16 protein-coding genes are annotated in these 16,506 nt (G+C 51.0%); 3 read left to right on the top strand and 13 right to left on the bottom strand.

Annotation, left to right across the window (positions count from 1 at the left end; all coding sequences use genetic code 11):
* Window positions 1-14: 14 nt before the first annotated feature.
* A complete protein-coding gene (gene dnaB, locus K0J45_RS16790; RefSeq protein WP_011867074.1) occupies window positions 15-1,421 on the bottom strand; it encodes a replicative DNA helicase in 1,407 nt (468 codons plus the stop codon).
* Between the two features lie 116 nt (window positions 1,422-1,537).
* Here dnaB and K0J45_RS16795 point away from each other — a divergent pair, with 116 nt between their 5' ends.
* Window positions 1,538-3,742 carry a S46 family peptidase gene (locus tag K0J45_RS16795; RefSeq protein WP_220043396.1) on the top strand — a complete coding sequence of 735 codons (2,205 nt, stop codon included), beginning with the start codon at window positions 1,538-1,540 and terminating at the stop codon, window positions 3,740-3,742.
* A gap of 141 nt (window positions 3,743-3,883) precedes the next feature.
* Complete coding sequence (locus tag K0J45_RS16800; RefSeq protein WP_220043397.1) at window positions 3,884-4,285, top strand: hypothetical protein; 402 nt, start codon at window positions 3,884-3,886, stop codon at window positions 4,283-4,285.
* Between the two features lie 94 nt (window positions 4,286-4,379).
* Here the strand turns inward: K0J45_RS16800 and rplI are convergent, their stop codons facing one another.
* Genes rplI through rpsF form a run of 4 tightly spaced genes read right to left on the bottom strand, consistent with a single transcriptional unit; the run spans window position 4,380 to window position 5,821 of the window.
* Window positions 4,380-4,832 (bottom strand): 50S ribosomal protein L9, encoded by a 453-nt coding sequence (gene rplI / locus K0J45_RS16805; RefSeq protein ID WP_011867077.1) that lies wholly within the window; start codon window positions 4,830-4,832, stop codon window positions 4,380-4,382.
* A gap of 27 nt (window positions 4,833-4,859) precedes the next feature.
* A complete protein-coding gene (gene rpsR, locus K0J45_RS16810) occupies window positions 4,860-5,087 on the bottom strand; it encodes a 30S ribosomal protein S18 (protein WP_011867078.1) in 228 nt (75 codons plus the stop codon).
* A gap of 12 nt (window positions 5,088-5,099) precedes the next feature.
* Complete coding sequence (gene priB / locus K0J45_RS16815; protein WP_144202728.1) at window positions 5,100-5,405, bottom strand: primosomal replication protein N; 306 nt, start codon at window positions 5,403-5,405, stop codon at window positions 5,100-5,102.
* Between the two features lie 8 nt (window positions 5,406-5,413).
* A complete protein-coding gene (gene rpsF / locus K0J45_RS16820; RefSeq protein ID WP_011867080.1) occupies window positions 5,414-5,821 on the bottom strand; it encodes a 30S ribosomal protein S6 in 408 nt (135 codons plus the stop codon).
* A 222-nt stretch (window positions 5,822-6,043) separates the two neighbouring features.
* On the opposite strand from rpsF, the gene K0J45_RS16825 reads away from it, so the two are divergent.
* Window positions 6,044-6,787 carry a DUF481 domain-containing protein gene (locus K0J45_RS16825; protein ID WP_220043398.1) on the top strand — a complete coding sequence of 248 codons (744 nt, stop codon included), beginning with the start codon at window positions 6,044-6,046 and terminating at the stop codon, window positions 6,785-6,787.
* A 950-nt stretch (window positions 6,788-7,737) separates the two neighbouring features.
* On the opposite strand, the gene K0J45_RS16830 is transcribed toward K0J45_RS16825, so the two are convergent.
* The 8 genes from K0J45_RS16830 to rplM form a co-directional block, all read right to left on the bottom strand.
* Window positions 7,738-8,874 carry a hypothetical protein gene (locus K0J45_RS16830; RefSeq protein WP_220043399.1) on the bottom strand — a complete coding sequence of 379 codons (1,137 nt, stop codon included), beginning with the start codon at window positions 8,872-8,874 and terminating at the stop codon, window positions 7,738-7,740.
* A gap of 646 nt (window positions 8,875-9,520) precedes the next feature.
* Window positions 9,521-10,261 (bottom strand): 23S rRNA (guanosine(2251)-2'-O)-methyltransferase RlmB, encoded by a 741-nt coding sequence (gene rlmB, locus K0J45_RS16835; RefSeq protein ID WP_220043400.1) that lies wholly within the window; start codon window positions 10,259-10,261, stop codon window positions 9,521-9,523.
* 14 nt (window positions 10,262-10,275) lie between these two features.
* Window positions 10,276-12,750 (bottom strand): ribonuclease R, encoded by a 2,475-nt coding sequence (rnr, locus tag K0J45_RS16840; RefSeq protein WP_220043401.1) that lies wholly within the window; start codon window positions 12,748-12,750, stop codon window positions 10,276-10,278.
* A gap of 57 nt (window positions 12,751-12,807) precedes the next feature.
* Window positions 12,808-13,497: a tetratricopeptide repeat protein gene (locus K0J45_RS16845; RefSeq protein ID WP_220043402.1), complete on the bottom strand. Its 690-nt coding sequence runs from the start codon at window positions 13,495-13,497 to the stop codon at window positions 12,808-12,810.
* 283 nt (window positions 13,498-13,780) lie between these two features.
* Window positions 13,781-15,076, bottom strand: coding sequence for an adenylosuccinate synthase (locus K0J45_RS16850; RefSeq protein WP_011867087.1), 1,296 nt, complete (start codon window positions 15,074-15,076; stop codon window positions 13,781-13,783).
* A gap of 66 nt (window positions 15,077-15,142) precedes the next feature.
* Window positions 15,143-15,331: a DUF2065 domain-containing protein gene (locus K0J45_RS16855; protein ID WP_011867088.1), complete on the bottom strand. Its 189-nt coding sequence runs from the start codon at window positions 15,329-15,331 to the stop codon at window positions 15,143-15,145.
* A 106-nt stretch (window positions 15,332-15,437) separates the two neighbouring features.
* Window positions 15,438-15,830, bottom strand: a complete 393-nt coding sequence (rpsI, locus tag K0J45_RS16860; RefSeq protein WP_011867089.1) for a 30S ribosomal protein S9 — start codon at window positions 15,828-15,830, stop codon at window positions 15,438-15,440.
* Window positions 15,831-15,845: 15 nt separating this feature from the next.
* Window positions 15,846-16,277, bottom strand: a complete 432-nt coding sequence (rplM, locus tag K0J45_RS16865) for a 50S ribosomal protein L13 (protein ID WP_011867090.1) — start codon at window positions 16,275-16,277, stop codon at window positions 15,846-15,848.
* Window positions 16,278-16,506: the final 229 nt, after the last annotated feature.

The raw sequence follows: 16,506 nt of genomic DNA on the forward strand, positions 1-16,506 counted from the left end.
TGAGCTTAGTCGGATTAATCTTCTTCGAACTGCGGACCGGCGTAGTTATCGAAACGGGAGAACTGGCCCTGGAAGGTCAAACGCACCCGGCCGATGGGGCCGTTACGCTGCTTACCTATGATGATCTCCGCGGTGCCCTTATCTTCGGAGTCGTCGTTATACACCTCATCACGATAAATAAACATGATCAAATCCGCATCCTGCTCAATAGAGCCAGATTCACGCAAATCGGAGTTTACCGGGCGCTTGTCGGCACGTTGCTCCAGAGAGCGGTTGAGCTGCGACAGAGCGATCACCGGGATCTCAAGCTCTTTCGCCAACGCCTTGAGCGAGCGGGAGATCTCGGCGATCTCCAGGGTACGGTTGTCGGACAGCGCGGGCACCTGCATCAGCTGAAGGTAATCGATCATGATCATCGACAGGCCACCATATTCGCGGGCGATACGTCTGGCGCGGCTGCGCACCTCGGTCGGTGTCAGGCCAGAGCCATCGTCGATATACATCTTGCCCTGCTCCAGCATGATCCCCATGGTGGAGGAGACGCGCGCCCAATCGTCATCGTCGAGCTGACCCGTACGTATCTTGGTCTGATCCACCCGGCCAAGGGAGGCCAGCATACGCATCATGATCTGCTCAGAGGGCATCTCCAAGCTGAAGATGAGCACTGGCTTGTCTTCATGCAGCGCCGCCTGTTCACACAGGTTCATGGCGAAGGTGGTCTTACCCATAGAGGGACGCGCCGCGACGATAATCAAGTCGCCCGACTGGAAACCCGCCGTCATGCGGTCGAGATCGTTGAAGCCACTGGACACCCCGGTCACACCGTTGTGAGGGTTATTGTACAGCTCCTCGATCTTATCTACCGTCTTCTCGAGGATGGTCTTGATCCCCTCGGGGCCCTCGTTGGCGTTGGCGCGCTGCTCGGCGATCTTAAATACCTTGCTCTCGGCCAGATCCAGAAGCTCGCTGGAGTTACGCCCCTCGGGGTTAAAACCGGCGTCGGCGATCTCGTTGGCGACCTTGATCATCTCACGCACCACGGCCCGCTCACGCACGATAGCGGCGTAGGAGAGAATGTTACCCGCGCTCGGGGTGTTCTTGGCGATCTCGCCCAAATAGGCGAAACCACCGGCATCTTCTAAGTTATCTTCCAGCTCCAGCTGTTCGGAGACGGTGATCAGATCGATAGGCTGACCCGCGGCCACCAGGGCCTCCATGGCGGTAAAGATCATCTTGTGGGAGCGGGAGTAGAAGTCATCCTTCACCACGGCCTCGGCCACCTTATCCCAGGCATCTGAATCCAACATCAAGCCACCGAGCACAGACTGCTCGGCCTCAATCGAATGGGGCGGCATCTTCAATGCATCGATCTGTATATCTCTAGGCTTTTTCTTAGCCTGAAATCCACCTTGCTGTGACATTAACTCTCCAAATTTCCAACGATTAGGCAAAATATGATATAAAACCCGGGTCAAGCAGAAACAGGCCTCTTACCTGTTCGTCCTACAAACTTACACATAATAATTAAGGAATAAACATGCGCAAAGCATTGGTTGCAGCCTTAATGCTGTCATCTGGCGTAGTGATTGCCGATGAAGGGCAATGGCAACCGTATCAAATGCCTTCGATCGCCGACAAGCTGAGCGAACGCGGTATCCAAATTCCAGCAAAACAACTCGCCGATCTGACCCAATATCCGATGAATGCAGTTGTCGGACTGGGGTATTGTACCGCCAGTTTCGTGTCCCCCCAAGGGTTAGTTGTAACGAATCACCACTGTGCCTACCGCGCAATTCAATACAACAGCAAGAAAGAGCACAACTACATCGCCGATGGCTTCCTGGCGCGCAAACAAGCGGACGAACCTTCTGCCGGCCCTAACGAACGTCTCTACATCACAGAGGCGGTCACCAACGTGAGCGAGCAGGTCACCAAAGAGCTCAGCGACGACCCGTTGAAACGCTATGAAGAGATCCAGGCCAACCGTAAGGCACTGATCAAAGAGTGTGAGAGCGACGACAACTATCGCTGCTCGGTGCGCAGCTTCCACAACGGTCTGGAATACTACCTTATCAAGCAGCTGATCATTCGCGACGTGCGTCTGGTGTACGCGCCACCAAAGAGCGTCGGCTCCTTCGGCGGCGACATCGACAACTACGAATATCCACGCCACTCCGGCGACTTCACCTTCCTGCGCGCCTATGTGGGCAAGGACGGCAAGCCGGCAGCCTACTCGCCTGACAACGTGCCCTTCAAGCCTAAGAGCTACCTGAAGATCAGCGCCGACGGCGTCAAGGCGGGCGACGGTGTGTTCGTGGCTGGTTACCCGGGCTCGACCAGCCGCTACCGTCTCACCAGCGAGCTGAAGTTTGCCAGCGACTGGCTCTACCCTACCCTGGCCAAGCGCTATCAGCAGCGTATCGACACCATAGAAGCCATGGGTGCACAGGACGCAGGCGTTAAGATCAAGTACGCGGGCACCCTGGCCTCTATGGCCAACCGCATGAAGAAATATAATGGTCTGCTCGACGGCTTCAAGGCCACCGACATCGCCGGTATCAAGCAGGGTCGTGAAGACGACTTCCGCAAGTGGCTAAGCACTGACACTCAATATCAGAGCTATCAGGCCAAGTTCGACCAGCTCGAGACTCTGTTAGTTGAGCAGCGCCAGGCGCAGCAGACCCGCTACTTCTTCGAGAATGCCCAATCGAGCGATCTGCTCTCTGCGGCCAACCGCCTCTACCGTCTGGCCAAAGAGAAGACCAAGCCAGATGCCGAGCGTGAAGAGGGCTACCAGGAGCGCGACATGAAGATGTTCAAGGCGCGTCTCAAGCGTATCGACTCTAGCTTCGCCATCAGCGTCGACAAGACCCTATGGCTGCAGGATCTCAACGCCTATCTTGCACAGGACAACCGCGTGCCAGAGCTAGACGCGATGCTGAAATCGGACGATGCAGAGGTGAGCCTGAGTGACAAGCTGGACGGCCTCTACTCGCTGACCGGCCTCACCAACCAGGATGAGCGCCTGGCCTGGATGGACGCCGATGTGAAGGCGTTTGAGACCAGCGCCGATCCTTTCATCCGCATCGCCGTTGCCCTGTACGACACCAACCTGGCCCAGGAAAAAGCCAAGAAGACCCTGGCCGGTAAGCTGTCTAAGGCACGTCCTGGCTACATGGAAGCCGTTATTGCCTACTACAAGGCCAACAACTGGCCGGTATACCCGGATGCCAACGGCACCCTGCGTATCACCTACGGCATGGTAGATGGTTACCAGTCGAAAGATGCCCTCTACAAGCAGCCCTTCACTCGCCTGGAAGGCATAGTCGCCAAGCACACGGGCGTCGAGCCGTTCGATGCACCTAAAAAGGTGCTGGATGCCATCAAGGCCAAGCGTTACGGCAGCCACAAGGTCGAGTCTGTCTATCAAGACCCAGCCTCTTGGCTGTGCCGCCTCTTCTCTTGCCTGGATAAGCCGGAAAGCTTCGGCTCAGTGCCGGTGAACTTCCTTTCAAGTGTCGACACTACAGGTGGTAACTCGGGCTCTCCTGTGTTTAACGGCAAGGGCGAACTGGTGGGGCTAAACTTCGACTCTACCTATGAAGCCATCACCAAGGACTGGTTCTTCAACCCGACCATCACCCGCGCGGTGCATGTGGATTTCCGCTACATTCTGTGGATGATGGATGAGGTGGATCACGCCGACAACCTGATGGGCGAACTGGACTTAGTCAGAAACTAGTCAGAAACTAGTCCTACGTCAGAGCGTTTACCCAATCGACAAATACCCGCATCGCCGGGTATTTTTTTACTTGTCGCTAACTCGTCAGTGGCATAGGTTAATAAGATGGACATCAAGATGAGGCATAGGACGAAGCATAGGATGAGCAGCCCATTAGGCGGATTTTATCTTGCGGCCCAACAACGAAGAATCCGGTCCCTGCAGCGCCAGCGCAGCACACCTAAGTGCCGCCTCAACTTAACCCTCACTGGCGACGACCGACCGCTTATCGCCCAGTGCCTCACCCTCGAGCCAGGCGAGAGTGAACTTGGCAATCAAGCAGTGACTATCCGGCTTTGCGCAAGCTTCACCCCGACGGGGCTGCTTAAGGTAGTGAGTGACATCTATCTATGCGCTGCGGATGAACCTCGCCATATCGGCACGCAAGAACTCTATCTTAGCCCGAATGAACCCGTGACCAGTCAGGTTGCAGGCAACTGTCGCTATCGACTAACGCTGATGGCCTCGCAGTTAGCACAGGATGAATCAAACCAAACGGAATAGGGTCGAGAGCGCCTAGCGGCATATTCGAGGCATAAAAAAACACCGCACTAATCAGATTAGCGCGGTGTTTCTTTTAATCGTTTAAAACTGTGTATTAGTCTTCTGCAACAACAGAAAGCTTAACAACAGCCTTAACTTCAGCGTGAAGCTGAACGTCGATTTCGAATTCACCAGTAGCGCGGATAGCACCTAGTGGAAGACGAACTTCGCTCTTAGCCAGTTCAACGCCAGCAGCAGTTACTGCATCAGCGATGTCACGGTTACCGATTGAACCGAACAGCTTGCCTTCGTCGCCCGCTTTAGAAGCGATAACAACAGCTTCAAGAGCAGCCAGCTTCTCAGCGCGCTCAGTAGCAGTTGCTAGTTCAGCAGCTAGCTTAGCTTCTAGTTCAGCACGACGTGCTTCGAATACTTCAGTGTTAGCAGCGTTAGCAACTACCGCTTTACCTTGAGGTAAAAGGAAGTTACGAGCATAACCAGCTTTAACTGACACTTGGTCACCCAGGTTGCCTAGGTTAGCGATTTTATCAAGTAGAATAACGTTCATTATTAATTCCTCTAAATTGATGCGCTATTACTGATGTAGATCAGTGTAAGGCAGTAGAGAAAGATAACGAGCACGCTTGATAGCGCGAGCCAGTTGACGTTGGTATTTAGCGTTTGTACCAGTGATACGGCTAGGAACAATTTTACCACTTTCAGTGATGTAGTTCTTTAGAGTAGCGATATCTTTGTAATCGATCTCAGTAACGCCTTCTGCAGTGAAACGGCAGAACTTGCGACGACGGAAATAACGTGCCATTTTGACAGTCTCCTAAGTTTTCAATTCGACATTTTCAGCGTGTAATACCAGGCGGTTTTGACCATTGCGTCCTCTCTGGAGGGCGATGAAACCTTTTACCTCAATATCCACACCGGTTTTCAGTTTGTCTGTGATGCTGTTAAAGCGTTCGCCACTTAATATCACTTGCATCTGGCAGTATACGTTTCTCAGCATCTCTGCTTCATAAACCTGCGATTTGTGTTCCAGCATGATCACACAATGTGGGATGCCTGCCGGGCTACTAAAGCTTCTGGACCGGGTTATGGTTCCAGATAACACCAAGTGATTGGTGGCCACAAATAAACTTACTCTGCTGCGTTTTCAGCGGCTTCTTCAGATACTTCAGCTTCTACAGCTGAACGCTCTTCGCTAGAACGACGTGCTTCACGCTCGTCTTTCGCTTTAGCCATTGGAGAAGCTTCGGTGATGGCACCCTTGGTACGCATAACCATGCTACGAAGAACAGCGTCGTTGAAACGGAAAGCTGTTTCTAGCTCTTCAACCGATTCTGCAGTCGCTTCTACGTTCATCAGAACATAGTGAGCTTTATGCAGTTCGATGATTGGGTAAGCCAGTTGACGACGGCCCCAGTCTTCTAAACGGTGGATTTGACCGCCAGCTTGGGTAAGGATACCCGTGTAACGTTCGATCATACCTGGCACTTGTTCACTCTGATCAGGGTGAACTAAAAATACGATTTCATAATGACGCATTTTTTGCTCCTTACGGTTATCTAGCCTCGTTGTTGGCTCAGTCAGACCAAATGGAGGCAAGGAACTAAATAAAGTGACTGAATTAAGCCGCGGAATAGTACATGGTCGCACCTCAAAACTCAAGCAATATCTTTCGTGATTCACTTTGCCCATCGCCCAGTGAAACGGTATGATAGTCCGCTGTCATTTTTGTGTTCTAGACGCGTGCAAAAAATAAAAATAATGTTAAGAGCAACAAGTTTATTTATCACACTCGGCCTCAGCCACAGCGCCTGGGCATTGGTGCCCCCGGACTATCAGGAACCCCCCAGCGACTTCTCTGCCGAGATAGAGGCCGGACTCCAGATCAACACGGGTAACACAGAATCCAGCAGCTTCAACGGCCGCACCAAACTCGTCTACGACACAGACAAGTTTCGTCAGGAAGGGGTCTTCAAGGCCTACTTCGCCTCCGACTCAGAAAAGACCACCTCGGAGAAATACGACGTCCAGCTCCAGTCGAGCTACAAGATCTACTCAGGCTATATCTTCGCCCGCGGTGATTTCACCGAAGACAGATTCGGTAGTTATACCCGCATCTCCACAGTGTCGACCGGTTATGGTTTCGACGCCATCAGCGACGACAGCACTAAGCTGAGTCTCGAAGTGGGTCCAGGTTATCGATACAACCTACCCCAGGTGAGCGAGTCGGTACCAGACCCCGAGGCCGACCGCGAGATCATTCTGCGTACCGCCGCCAAGTTCGAGCAGAAGATCCACGAATACACCAGCTTCAACGCCGACCTCACCGCCGAGACCGGCGAGGCCAACAACACAGTCACCCTGGACATGAGTTACAAGAACACCCTGTTCCAGGACTGGGCGTTTAAGATCGGCATGAACATCAAGTACACGGAAGTGGTACCAGAAGGGTCGAAGCAGACAGATACCGTCACCACCTTTAATCTGCTGTACACCTTTAAATAAAGGTTTGCGAACCTTGATGGGCACAAGGTTTCAATGCTGCTCTGGTAGATGAAGCGCTGCTTCCAATGGTTTTGGCTTTAAGCCGGATTGAAATTTGAAAGGGTGCTTTGAACCATACCTTCATGGTGTATCAATTGCCTGCCGCAGGCTTTATGTGCAAACACGTTTTTGGCACGGTGAATGAAGCAAAGCTTTGCGTTTATGAACGAGAGGCATGGATGCCGAACTGGCCGTTAAACAGGATGTTGTTTGAGCACTTCCCTGTGGGCTCTACGAAATAATCTGACCTACATGGATGTAGGGAATGCCGAAAAATGTCGGGAACATTGTCGGCCCTGATTTCGAAGGCCAAAAACGTGTTTACACCGATGTCTATCGTCTCTTCGATTTAACGTTACTGGTATCCGTCGGTTTTCAATTCTTAAGATCAAACGAACTTCGCTATTTGAGAGCGTGCTTTGAACCATGGCTTCTTGGTGTACTTATCACCTGCGGTGGGCTCATGTGCAGATACGCCTGTGAGACGGTAAGTGAAGCGTAGCTTCGTGCTCACGAACGAGAGGCATGGATGCCGAACTGGCCTTTAAACACGTACGTTGTTTGAATATATCCCTATAGGCTCTGCCGAAACATCTGAAGTGAATGGATTCACAAATGCCGCGGTGACATGGATGTCAAAGAGCGGCCCTGTTTCGGAAACTCACCGGCGTATCTACACTAGTTATCCAACGCCTCTTCGATTTAACGTTATTGTCGTGACCCTAACAATCAAAAGCTAAGCTATTCTTGGACATTTTTGAGTTAAAGCCTTAACTCTAACTTGTCAGTTTCGGATAAAAATTTCTATGGCCTAACGCCGCAATAAGCGGACTAAGGCAGTGGATTATAATGTGGAGCAAAACGAAACATAATCAACTGTTTTAGTCATGTTTAATTGCCTTGTCAATTGCTTATGGCAGTAACTCTTCCTCTTTATGAGCATGATCTTTCAATATCTTTTCATATTGCCGACCTATATAGCCATCCATAATTTTTTGATCAACAGATTCGAAAAATTCTTTTTCATTTTTCTTTAAAAAAGCCAAATCAAAATTAAATTTCTCTGGAGTTGGATGTATCTTGTATACCTTCTCAATGGGTTCTGATAATTCATCACAGTAAATTTTAAAGTTGATATCAAACTCTTGTTCACAGCGGACAAATATATCTGTTTTGGAAGATTTAGAGTGTTTCGCTTGAATATCACCAGCTTTCCATTCAAAGAAGTAGCAAACATTAGAGTCAGAGCTTTTAATATCATAACTTGGAATGCTTTTAGGAACATGTAGATTGTAAATAAATGATTCTGTCTCTTGTTTTGGAAATTTTGGTGCTAAGTTGTTTTCGTTAGATAAACTCAATCCTACTTGCTTATCCACAGTAAGTTCTACTCTTACGTTTCGTCCAAGGGCTTCACCTAAATTTTCAATGCATAAATAGAGTATTTCAGCCCCACCCCAAACCCGAAGAAACTTTGCCCTATCTTTATAAAAACTTTTATTAATTTCAGGATCGTCAAACCTTGAAGGCCTCATTAGAACTTTTGAAGTTACTCCGACATCAATAAACTCATTTCTAATTTTATTTTGATAGTGTTCACTGTATGAGGTGTTATCAGGAATGCTTTCAATATCATGATGGCAAATTGCACCTCTTAGTTTGTAACTCGACTCAATAGTTACCCCATCCCCATTTTTTAGATTAAAAATTAAATCAGGCTTTTCTGGAATTGCAGCTTTATACTTTTGAATTAACTCTAAACCAACAGTGACTACCGCATTATATAAAAGACCAAATATTACAAAAGCCACACCTATCCATGAGTTTGTACTGGTAGCGAAAAGATTTCGTAAATATTCAGAAGGCCCAAAAAGACTTTCAAACGAAGCAACTGCGAATGCCTCTAATATATTAACTTGAGACTCAACAGTAAGGGTAAGTCCAAAAATAACAACAGTTTTTGTTATAGCATTATGGAATTTTGGCTTGATTAGAGTCACTAGCCTTTCCAGCCAAGAAACCCATTTTTCAAATTTTTCATTAGACATAGGTGACCATTATTTAGCATTTAACAGATTATTAGCGAGACCTTGCAAGGTACGCTACCTTGTAAGGTAGGAGGCCAAGCATGTATAGACACACTAGTAAGACTAAAAAAATTAACGTAAATCATACAGTAAAGTAAATACTGCCTCAGCACAATGTGAGCAGGGTGAATCGCCACAGTTATCTTAGCCAAGTTGTAGCATCACTAAGATTTGGTCAACTAGGGCGCTCACAAGACTCCGAAGAAAACTTACCGCTAACAAGCTTTGGGGCAAAACCAAGTTAACTTTTGACCCCCACTTCACACCAAACACGGTAAAATCGAAGAGACGTTAGATACCGGGTGTAAGCACGCTTTTGGCTCTCGGCGGCATGGACGCCGCCGTGAAGCGTATAGGGATATATCCACAGCGTGCCAAAAGAGTGCTTGCACATCCCTCGCCGGGCAGGCGATAGGTAAAAGTGATGGCTAACGCTAAACAACAGGTTATAAACCTAGATGTCGGTACGCATTACACCTAGACATTGGCTAACTGGTTAGCTTACCCCTAATACAAAAATGCCGATGAAGCATAAACCTCATCGGCATTCCTACCACCTATGGAAACCCACTAGGCCAACTCAAAAATTCAACGATCGAATTCCCGATCACCCCAACCTTTGGCGAACCGCCTCGAACAAACAGATCCCTGTGGCTACAGAGACGTTGAGGCTAGAGACGCTACCCGCCATAGGGATAGAGGCCAGCGAATCACAACTCTCGCGAGTCAGGCGACGCAGGCCCTTGTCTTCGGCGCCCATGGCGATGGCGATGGGGCCTTTCAGATCGGCCTTATAGAGGTCGTGCTCGGCTTCGCCGGCGGCGCCGACGATCCACACGCCCTTGTCCTGCAGGGCCTTCATGGTACGCGCCAGGTTAGTCACCTGGAACAGGGGCACCACTTCGGCGGCGCCGCAGGCAACCTTGCTAACGGTTGGCGTGAGACCGACCGAGTTGTCGCGCGGCACGATAACCCCATGTACCCCGGCGGCGTCGGCGTTACGCAGACAGGCGCCTAGGTTGTGAGGGTCGGTTACTCCATCGAGGATCAACAGAAACGGCGTCTCTGTCTTATCCAGCAGGGCCTGCAGATCGTTGTCATTGAGTTGCTTGGCAGGCTTGGCGCGTACCAATACCCCCTGATGCTGACTGCTGCCGGCCTTGTCGTCCAGCGCCTTGCGTGAGGCCTGCTGCACTGACACACCATATTCGGCGGCCATAGCGATCAGCGGCATCAGACGCTGATCGTCGCGTCCCTGCAACACCCACATCTCGATCACCCGCTCAGGGCTGTTTTTTAGCAAGGCCTCGACGGCGTGGATGCCGAAGGTGAAATCTTGTTTCTTCATCTAATTTGAGTCTCTTATTTCTTACTGCTGCGCTTCTTCACGCTCTTACGTTTCTTGGCGCCCGGCTTGGCCGATGACTTCTTCGTCCCGGCCTTCGACTTGCTCGCGCCCGCCTTACCGGCTCCCGACTTACCTGCTCCGGGCTTACTTGTCCCAGGTTTAGCGTCACTGCGTCTAGCGGAGCGGCGCTTACCGCTCGGCTTGTCATCTTCTTTACCCTTGCGCGCCATCTTGGCACCCTCGAGGTTGACCCGCTCGCGGGCGGTCAGCGGCTTCTTGGCGCGGCGGGGGCGCGACGTCTTACCATCGTCGCCCACCATCATGAGATCGATCTGACGATCGTCCAGGTTGACTGCGGCCACCTTGACGGTAACTGGGTCGCCTATCTGATACACCTGGCCAGAGGCCTCGCCCACTAGGCGCTGACGCATATTATCATAGTGATAATAGTCGCCACCCAGGGTGGAGATATGCACTAGGCCGTCGATGAAGAGGTCGCTCAGGCGGACAAACATACCAAAGTGGGTCACAGAGGCGATCACCGCCTCGAAGGTGTCACCCACATGATCACGCATAAACTCACACTTGAGCCAGTCGCTGACGTCGCGGGTCGCCTCGTCGGCGCGTCGCTCTGTGTTGGAACACTCCTCGCCCAGCAGATCCAGCTCTTCGATCTGGTAGTGATAGCCGCCATCTGGCGTCCACTTGTCGTTGGCTTCACCGCGCTCTTTCGACAACAGGTAACGGATCACCCTGTGGAGGATGAGGTCCGGGTAGCGACGAATTGGCGAGGTAAAGTGCGAGTACTCCTCCAGCGCCAAACCGAAGTGGCCTTCGTTATCCGGGGTGTAGGTGGCCTGGCGCATGGAGCGCAGCAACATCACCTGGATCAGCTCGGCGTCGGGCCGGTCGACCACCTGCTCCATCAAGGCCTGATAGTCGGCCGGCTCAGGCTCTAGGCCACCGCCCATGGACAGGCCGCGCTCCTTGAGGAAGTCCTTGAAATTAGTCAGCTTCTGCTCCGAAGGCGCCTCATGCACCCGGTAGAGCACCTCGCCCTTATGCTTCTTCACAAACTTGGCCGCCGCCACGTTGGCCAAGATCATGCACTCTTCGATGATCTTATGGGCCTGGTTGCGGGTGCGCGGCTCGATACGCTCGATCTTGCGATCGGCGTTGAAGATAAACTGAGTTTCCGTGGTCTCGAAGGCGATAGCGCCGCGCTGGGCGCGGGTATCATCCAGCGTCAGGTAAAGCGACTGCAATGTCTCTAGATGCGGGAAGATTGGCTTGAGCTCATCGCTCACCTCGCCGCCCTCGAGCATCTCCGCCACCTGGGTATAGGTGAGGCGCGCGTGGGAGTGCATCACGGCCGGGTAGAACTTGTAACCCGACAGCTTACCCGCCGCCGAAATGGTCATCTCGGCCACCATACAGAGGCGATCGACCCCAGGGTTGAGGGAGCAGAGGCCGTTAGACAGCTTCTCCGGCAACATGGGGATCACCTGAGACGGGAAGTAGACGGAGTTACCGCGGGCGCGGGCCTCTTTGTCCAGCGCCGACTCGGTGCGCACATAATGGCTCACATCGGCGATGGCGACCCACAGGCGCCAGCCGCCACTCTTCTTGGTCTCAGCGTACACGGCATCGTCGAAGTCGCGCGCATCTTCACCGTCTATGGTAACCAATGGCAGCTTGCGCAGATCGACTCTGCCTTGCTTATCCTCTTCGGTCACCTCATCTGGGATCTTACGCAGCTTCTTCTCGATCAGGCTCGACCAGGTATGGGGCAGGTCATAATTGCGCAGGGCAATCTCTATCTCCATGCCAGGCGCCATCTCTTTGCCCAGCACCTCGGTGACCTTGCCCGCCGCCTTCATGTAACGGCCTGGGCGGCGTGTCAGCTCGACCACCACCACATCGCCCTGACGGGCGCCGTTGCGATCATCGTCGGGGATCAGGATCTCCTGGGTGATACGCTTGTCGTCGGCGATGACAAAGGCCATGCCGGAATCCAGGTGGAAACGCCCCACCAGAGGCGCGGTGCGCTCATGGGTCAGACGGACGATACGAGCCTCGCGGCGCCCCTTACGATCGACGCCAGCCTTCTGCGCCAGCACCTTGTCGCCGTGAAAATACATCAGCATGTCACGGTTATTGATGAAGAGGTCGTCGCCGCCCTCATCGAGTTTGAGGAAGCCGAAGCCATCCTTGTGCCCCAGAACGGTACCGCTGAGCAGATCCATACGCTCGGGCAGGCCATAGGCCTGGCCACGGGTAAAGACTAGCTCGCCGTCTCGCTCCATGGCTCTGAGGCGACGGCGCAAGGCTTCGAGCTGCTCTTCGTCGCTGATGTTCAGTGCCTGGGCGATCTTCTCGCGATTGAGGGGTGATTGCTGTGAGCGTAAGTAATCTAAAATATACTCACGACTAGGAATGGGGTTGTCGTACTTCTCTTGTTCACGCTTTAAATGCGGATCTTTGATCATTCATTATCCATAAATTTTGCCCAGGCTCTCCTGCTGTTGCTAAGGGGCTTAGGGCGTTTACCGGGATCTCAGGTGCGCCTGCTTAGCCCTCTCGACTGCACTTGCGGGCATCTTTGCTTCCAGCACCATCAATAATTTCAGGGCTTCCTGTTTGGTCGCCTCATCACTAAATACATCGTTGTATAGCCAGTGGTAACCCATCTCATAGTCTCTGGGGCTACCATAGCCTTCGCCAAACAATCTGACCAACATCATGCGCGCAGGCAGATCGCCACTGGCGGCAGCGGGCAGTGTGTATTGCACCGCACGCTCCTTATCTTGGATCACGAACTTACCGTCATGGTAATACTCGGCGATCCTGACCATGGCCTCGGCGCTCCCCTGCTCTGCGGCGTCGCGTAGCATGGAGATCCCCCTTGGCGGATTGGCCTTGACGCAGATGCCATAGTTCAGCATCTCCGCCCATAAATATTGGTACAGCGGCTGCTTCAATACCTCGGCGCGGGCCTCGATATCTTGCACGAGCTGACAGTCGTCTCCCTTGACGCGGGTCAGGTAAGACTTGTCGCGGATCATCTCGACAAGCTGCTCTTGGCTGTAGATGTTGACCGCCTTGAGCTCCGCCTTCTTATCGGCAGATTTGTTATCGCTAGCCTTAACGGCTTGTGCCTCGGCTTGTACTTGTGTTTGGGCCTGGGCCAGCGTCGATAGACAGGCCAGCAAAATAACGCATACTAATCTCGTCATCACTCTTGCCTTAACTCCTACCTTAACTCTTGCATTAACTGTTACGTTAGTTAAGGTCTCTAGGTTAATCTCACGCCCTATCTCTATGACAGACTTAGGCAGTATACCTTATCTTATCGGCCGCTGCGGCGTTAGCTTAAAAAGTGATTACGCGCTTATCGCTAACCTAGCCTATTTGGCTGAGCTTTTTCTAACTTGGCTTATTTTAACCTGGCTCGCTTTCGCTACTCTAGGCTAGGCTAGGCCCTAAAAATAAAAAGGCCGCTTAACGCGGCCCTTATGATTAACTGAACGGATTCACTAGAATCATGGTCTCGTTTCTATCGGGACCCGTTGAGATAATGTCGACTGGCGTTTCCAGTAGCTCTTCGATTCGCTTGATATAGTCGAGCGCTGCCTGTGGCAGTTGATCGATAGAGGTCGCACCGAAGGTGCTTTCGCTCCAACCAGGCATAGTCTCCAGCACAGGTGTTACCTGCTCGTAGCCTTCGGCTGCCAGCGGAGTTACGGTAGAGATGCTGCCATCTGGGTACTGGTAACCCACACATAGCTTCACTTCTTTCAAGCCGTCGAGTACGTCAAGTTTGGTCAGACAGAAACCGCTGATGCTGTTGATCTGAACCGCGCGCTTCATGGCAACGATATCTAACCAACCTGGACGACGCTTACGACCTGTGGTCGCACCGAACTCTTGACCCTTAGTACCTAAGTGATCGCCGATCTCGTCACGCAGTTCAGTTGGGAAAGGACCCGCACCCACTCGTGTGGTGTATGCCTTGATGATACCGCAGACATAATCCAGATGACGTGGACCGAAACCTGAACCTGTTGCTACACCACCGGCAGTTGTGTTTGAAGAGGTTACGAATGGATAAGTACCGTGGTCGATATCCAGTAACGTGCCCTGAGCGCCTTCGAACAAAATGTTGTCGCCATTCTTACGAGCCTGATCCAGCAGCTCAGTAACATCGGTACACATGCTCTTCAGATAGTCGGCAATAGCCAACGCATCTTTTAGCGTGGTCTCGTAATCAACCGCTTCGCAACCATAGTATTCGGTCAACATGAAGTTGTGATATGCCATCACTTCCTTCAGTTTCTCGGCGAACAGTTCTGCATTAAACAGATCGCCAACGCGAAGACCGCGACGAGAGATCTTATCTTCATAAGCAGGACCGATACCACGACCCGTTGTACCAATAGCTTTGTTACCGCGTGCTTTTTCACGTGCGATATCTAAGGCACAATGGAAAGGAAGGATTAACGGACACGCTTCGGAGATAAGCAGACGCTCCTCTACAGGGACGCCACGCTCTTTAAGCATGTTGATCTCTTTCATCAGTGCGTCGGGCGCAAGCACAACACCATTACCGATAATGCATTTTACATTATCGCGTAAAATCCCTGATGGAATAAGATGAAGAACGGTTTTGTCACCATCGATAACAAGTGTATGACCAGCATTGTGGCCACCTTGATAACGAACGACATATTTGGCCTGTTCGGTAAGTAGATCGACTATCTTACCCTTTCCTTCGTCACCCCATTGGGTGCCGAGAACTACAACGTTTTTGCCCATTATTTGCTGCAAGGTAGTGGTTAAAACGGGATTTTAGCAGATCTTGGGGGGGAAGTGGCAAGTAATTTATGAAAAAATAATCAATATGACCACGCCAGCGGTCACTAAAGCACCACCCAACCTTTGTAAAACCCGTTGATTTTGGCTGGAAATTTCTTGCAAATATGCCCGCCAACGATTCGGAAATAAAAGCGGACCTATCCCTTCGATAATCAGCACTATGGCCAAAACCAGCATCAGGAGTTGGAATGTCATCTAAGTGTGTTTCCTGTAGCGAACAATTAGGGTTTAAAAATAGCAGAAAACAGCCATAAAAAAACCCAGCACAAGGCTGGGTTTTTCCAATCTTCGCAGCGTAATATTAACGCTTTGAGAATTGTGGCTTACGACGTGCTTTACGTAGACCGACTTTCTTACGCTCAACTTTACGAGCATCACGGGTAACGAAACCAGCGGCACGTAGAGATGGACGTAGAGCTTCATCAAGCTCCATCAGGGCACGAGTGATACCGTGACGGATTGCACCTGCTTGGCCAGTGATACCACCGCCCTTAACAGTTACATAGATGTCTAGCTTTTCAGTCATTTCAACTAGCTCTAGAGGTTGACGAACAACCATACGAGCAGTCTCACGACCAAAATATTCGTCAAGTGGACGTTGGTTCACGACGATGTTACCACTACCTACTTTAGCGAATACGCGAGCAGTAGATGTTTTGCGACGGCCAGTGCCGTAGTACTGAGTTGCAGACATTAGCTTACTCCCGGATTAGATATCAAGAACTTGTGGTTGTTGTGCAGCGTGGTTGTGCTCTGCGCCAGCGTAAACTTTCAGTTTACGGTACATGGCACGTCCTAGAGGACCTTTTGGCAACATACCTTTTACTGCTTTCTCGATAATCATTTCTGGCTTATGATCTTGCAGCTTATCGAAAGTAATCTGCTTGATACCACCTGGGAAACCAGAATGAGAGTAGTAAGTCTTAGCTGCTGCTTTGTTACCAGTTACAGTTACTTTCTCAGCATTGATAACGATGATGTAATCGCCAGTATCAACGTGAGGAGTGTATTCTGCCTTATGCTTGCCACGTAGACGACGAGCGATTTCAGTCGCGATACGACCTAAAGTTTTACCTTCAGCGTCAACAACGAACCATTCGCGCGTCACTGTTTCTGGTGTAGCAGTATATGTAGTCTTCATTTACAAAAACCCAATGTTTAAATTCTGTCTCAAATGCCATTATTTTTTAATAAATAACAACACAAAAAATGCCATTCTCCGCCCCTTCGAGCAAAGAATAAGGCTTTACAACTTCCGCCGTTTTGGCGGAGTAACGAGGGCAGGTCGCGAATTATAGACAAAGCTGAGTTAAAAATCACCTAATTTTTTCAGCTAATTTAAATGATTTACTCAGCTTGGCATCGATTAG

Source organism: Shewanella alkalitolerans (assembly GCF_019457575.1).
Taxonomy (GTDB): domain Bacteria; phylum Pseudomonadota; class Gammaproteobacteria; order Enterobacterales; family Shewanellaceae; genus Shewanella; species Shewanella loihica.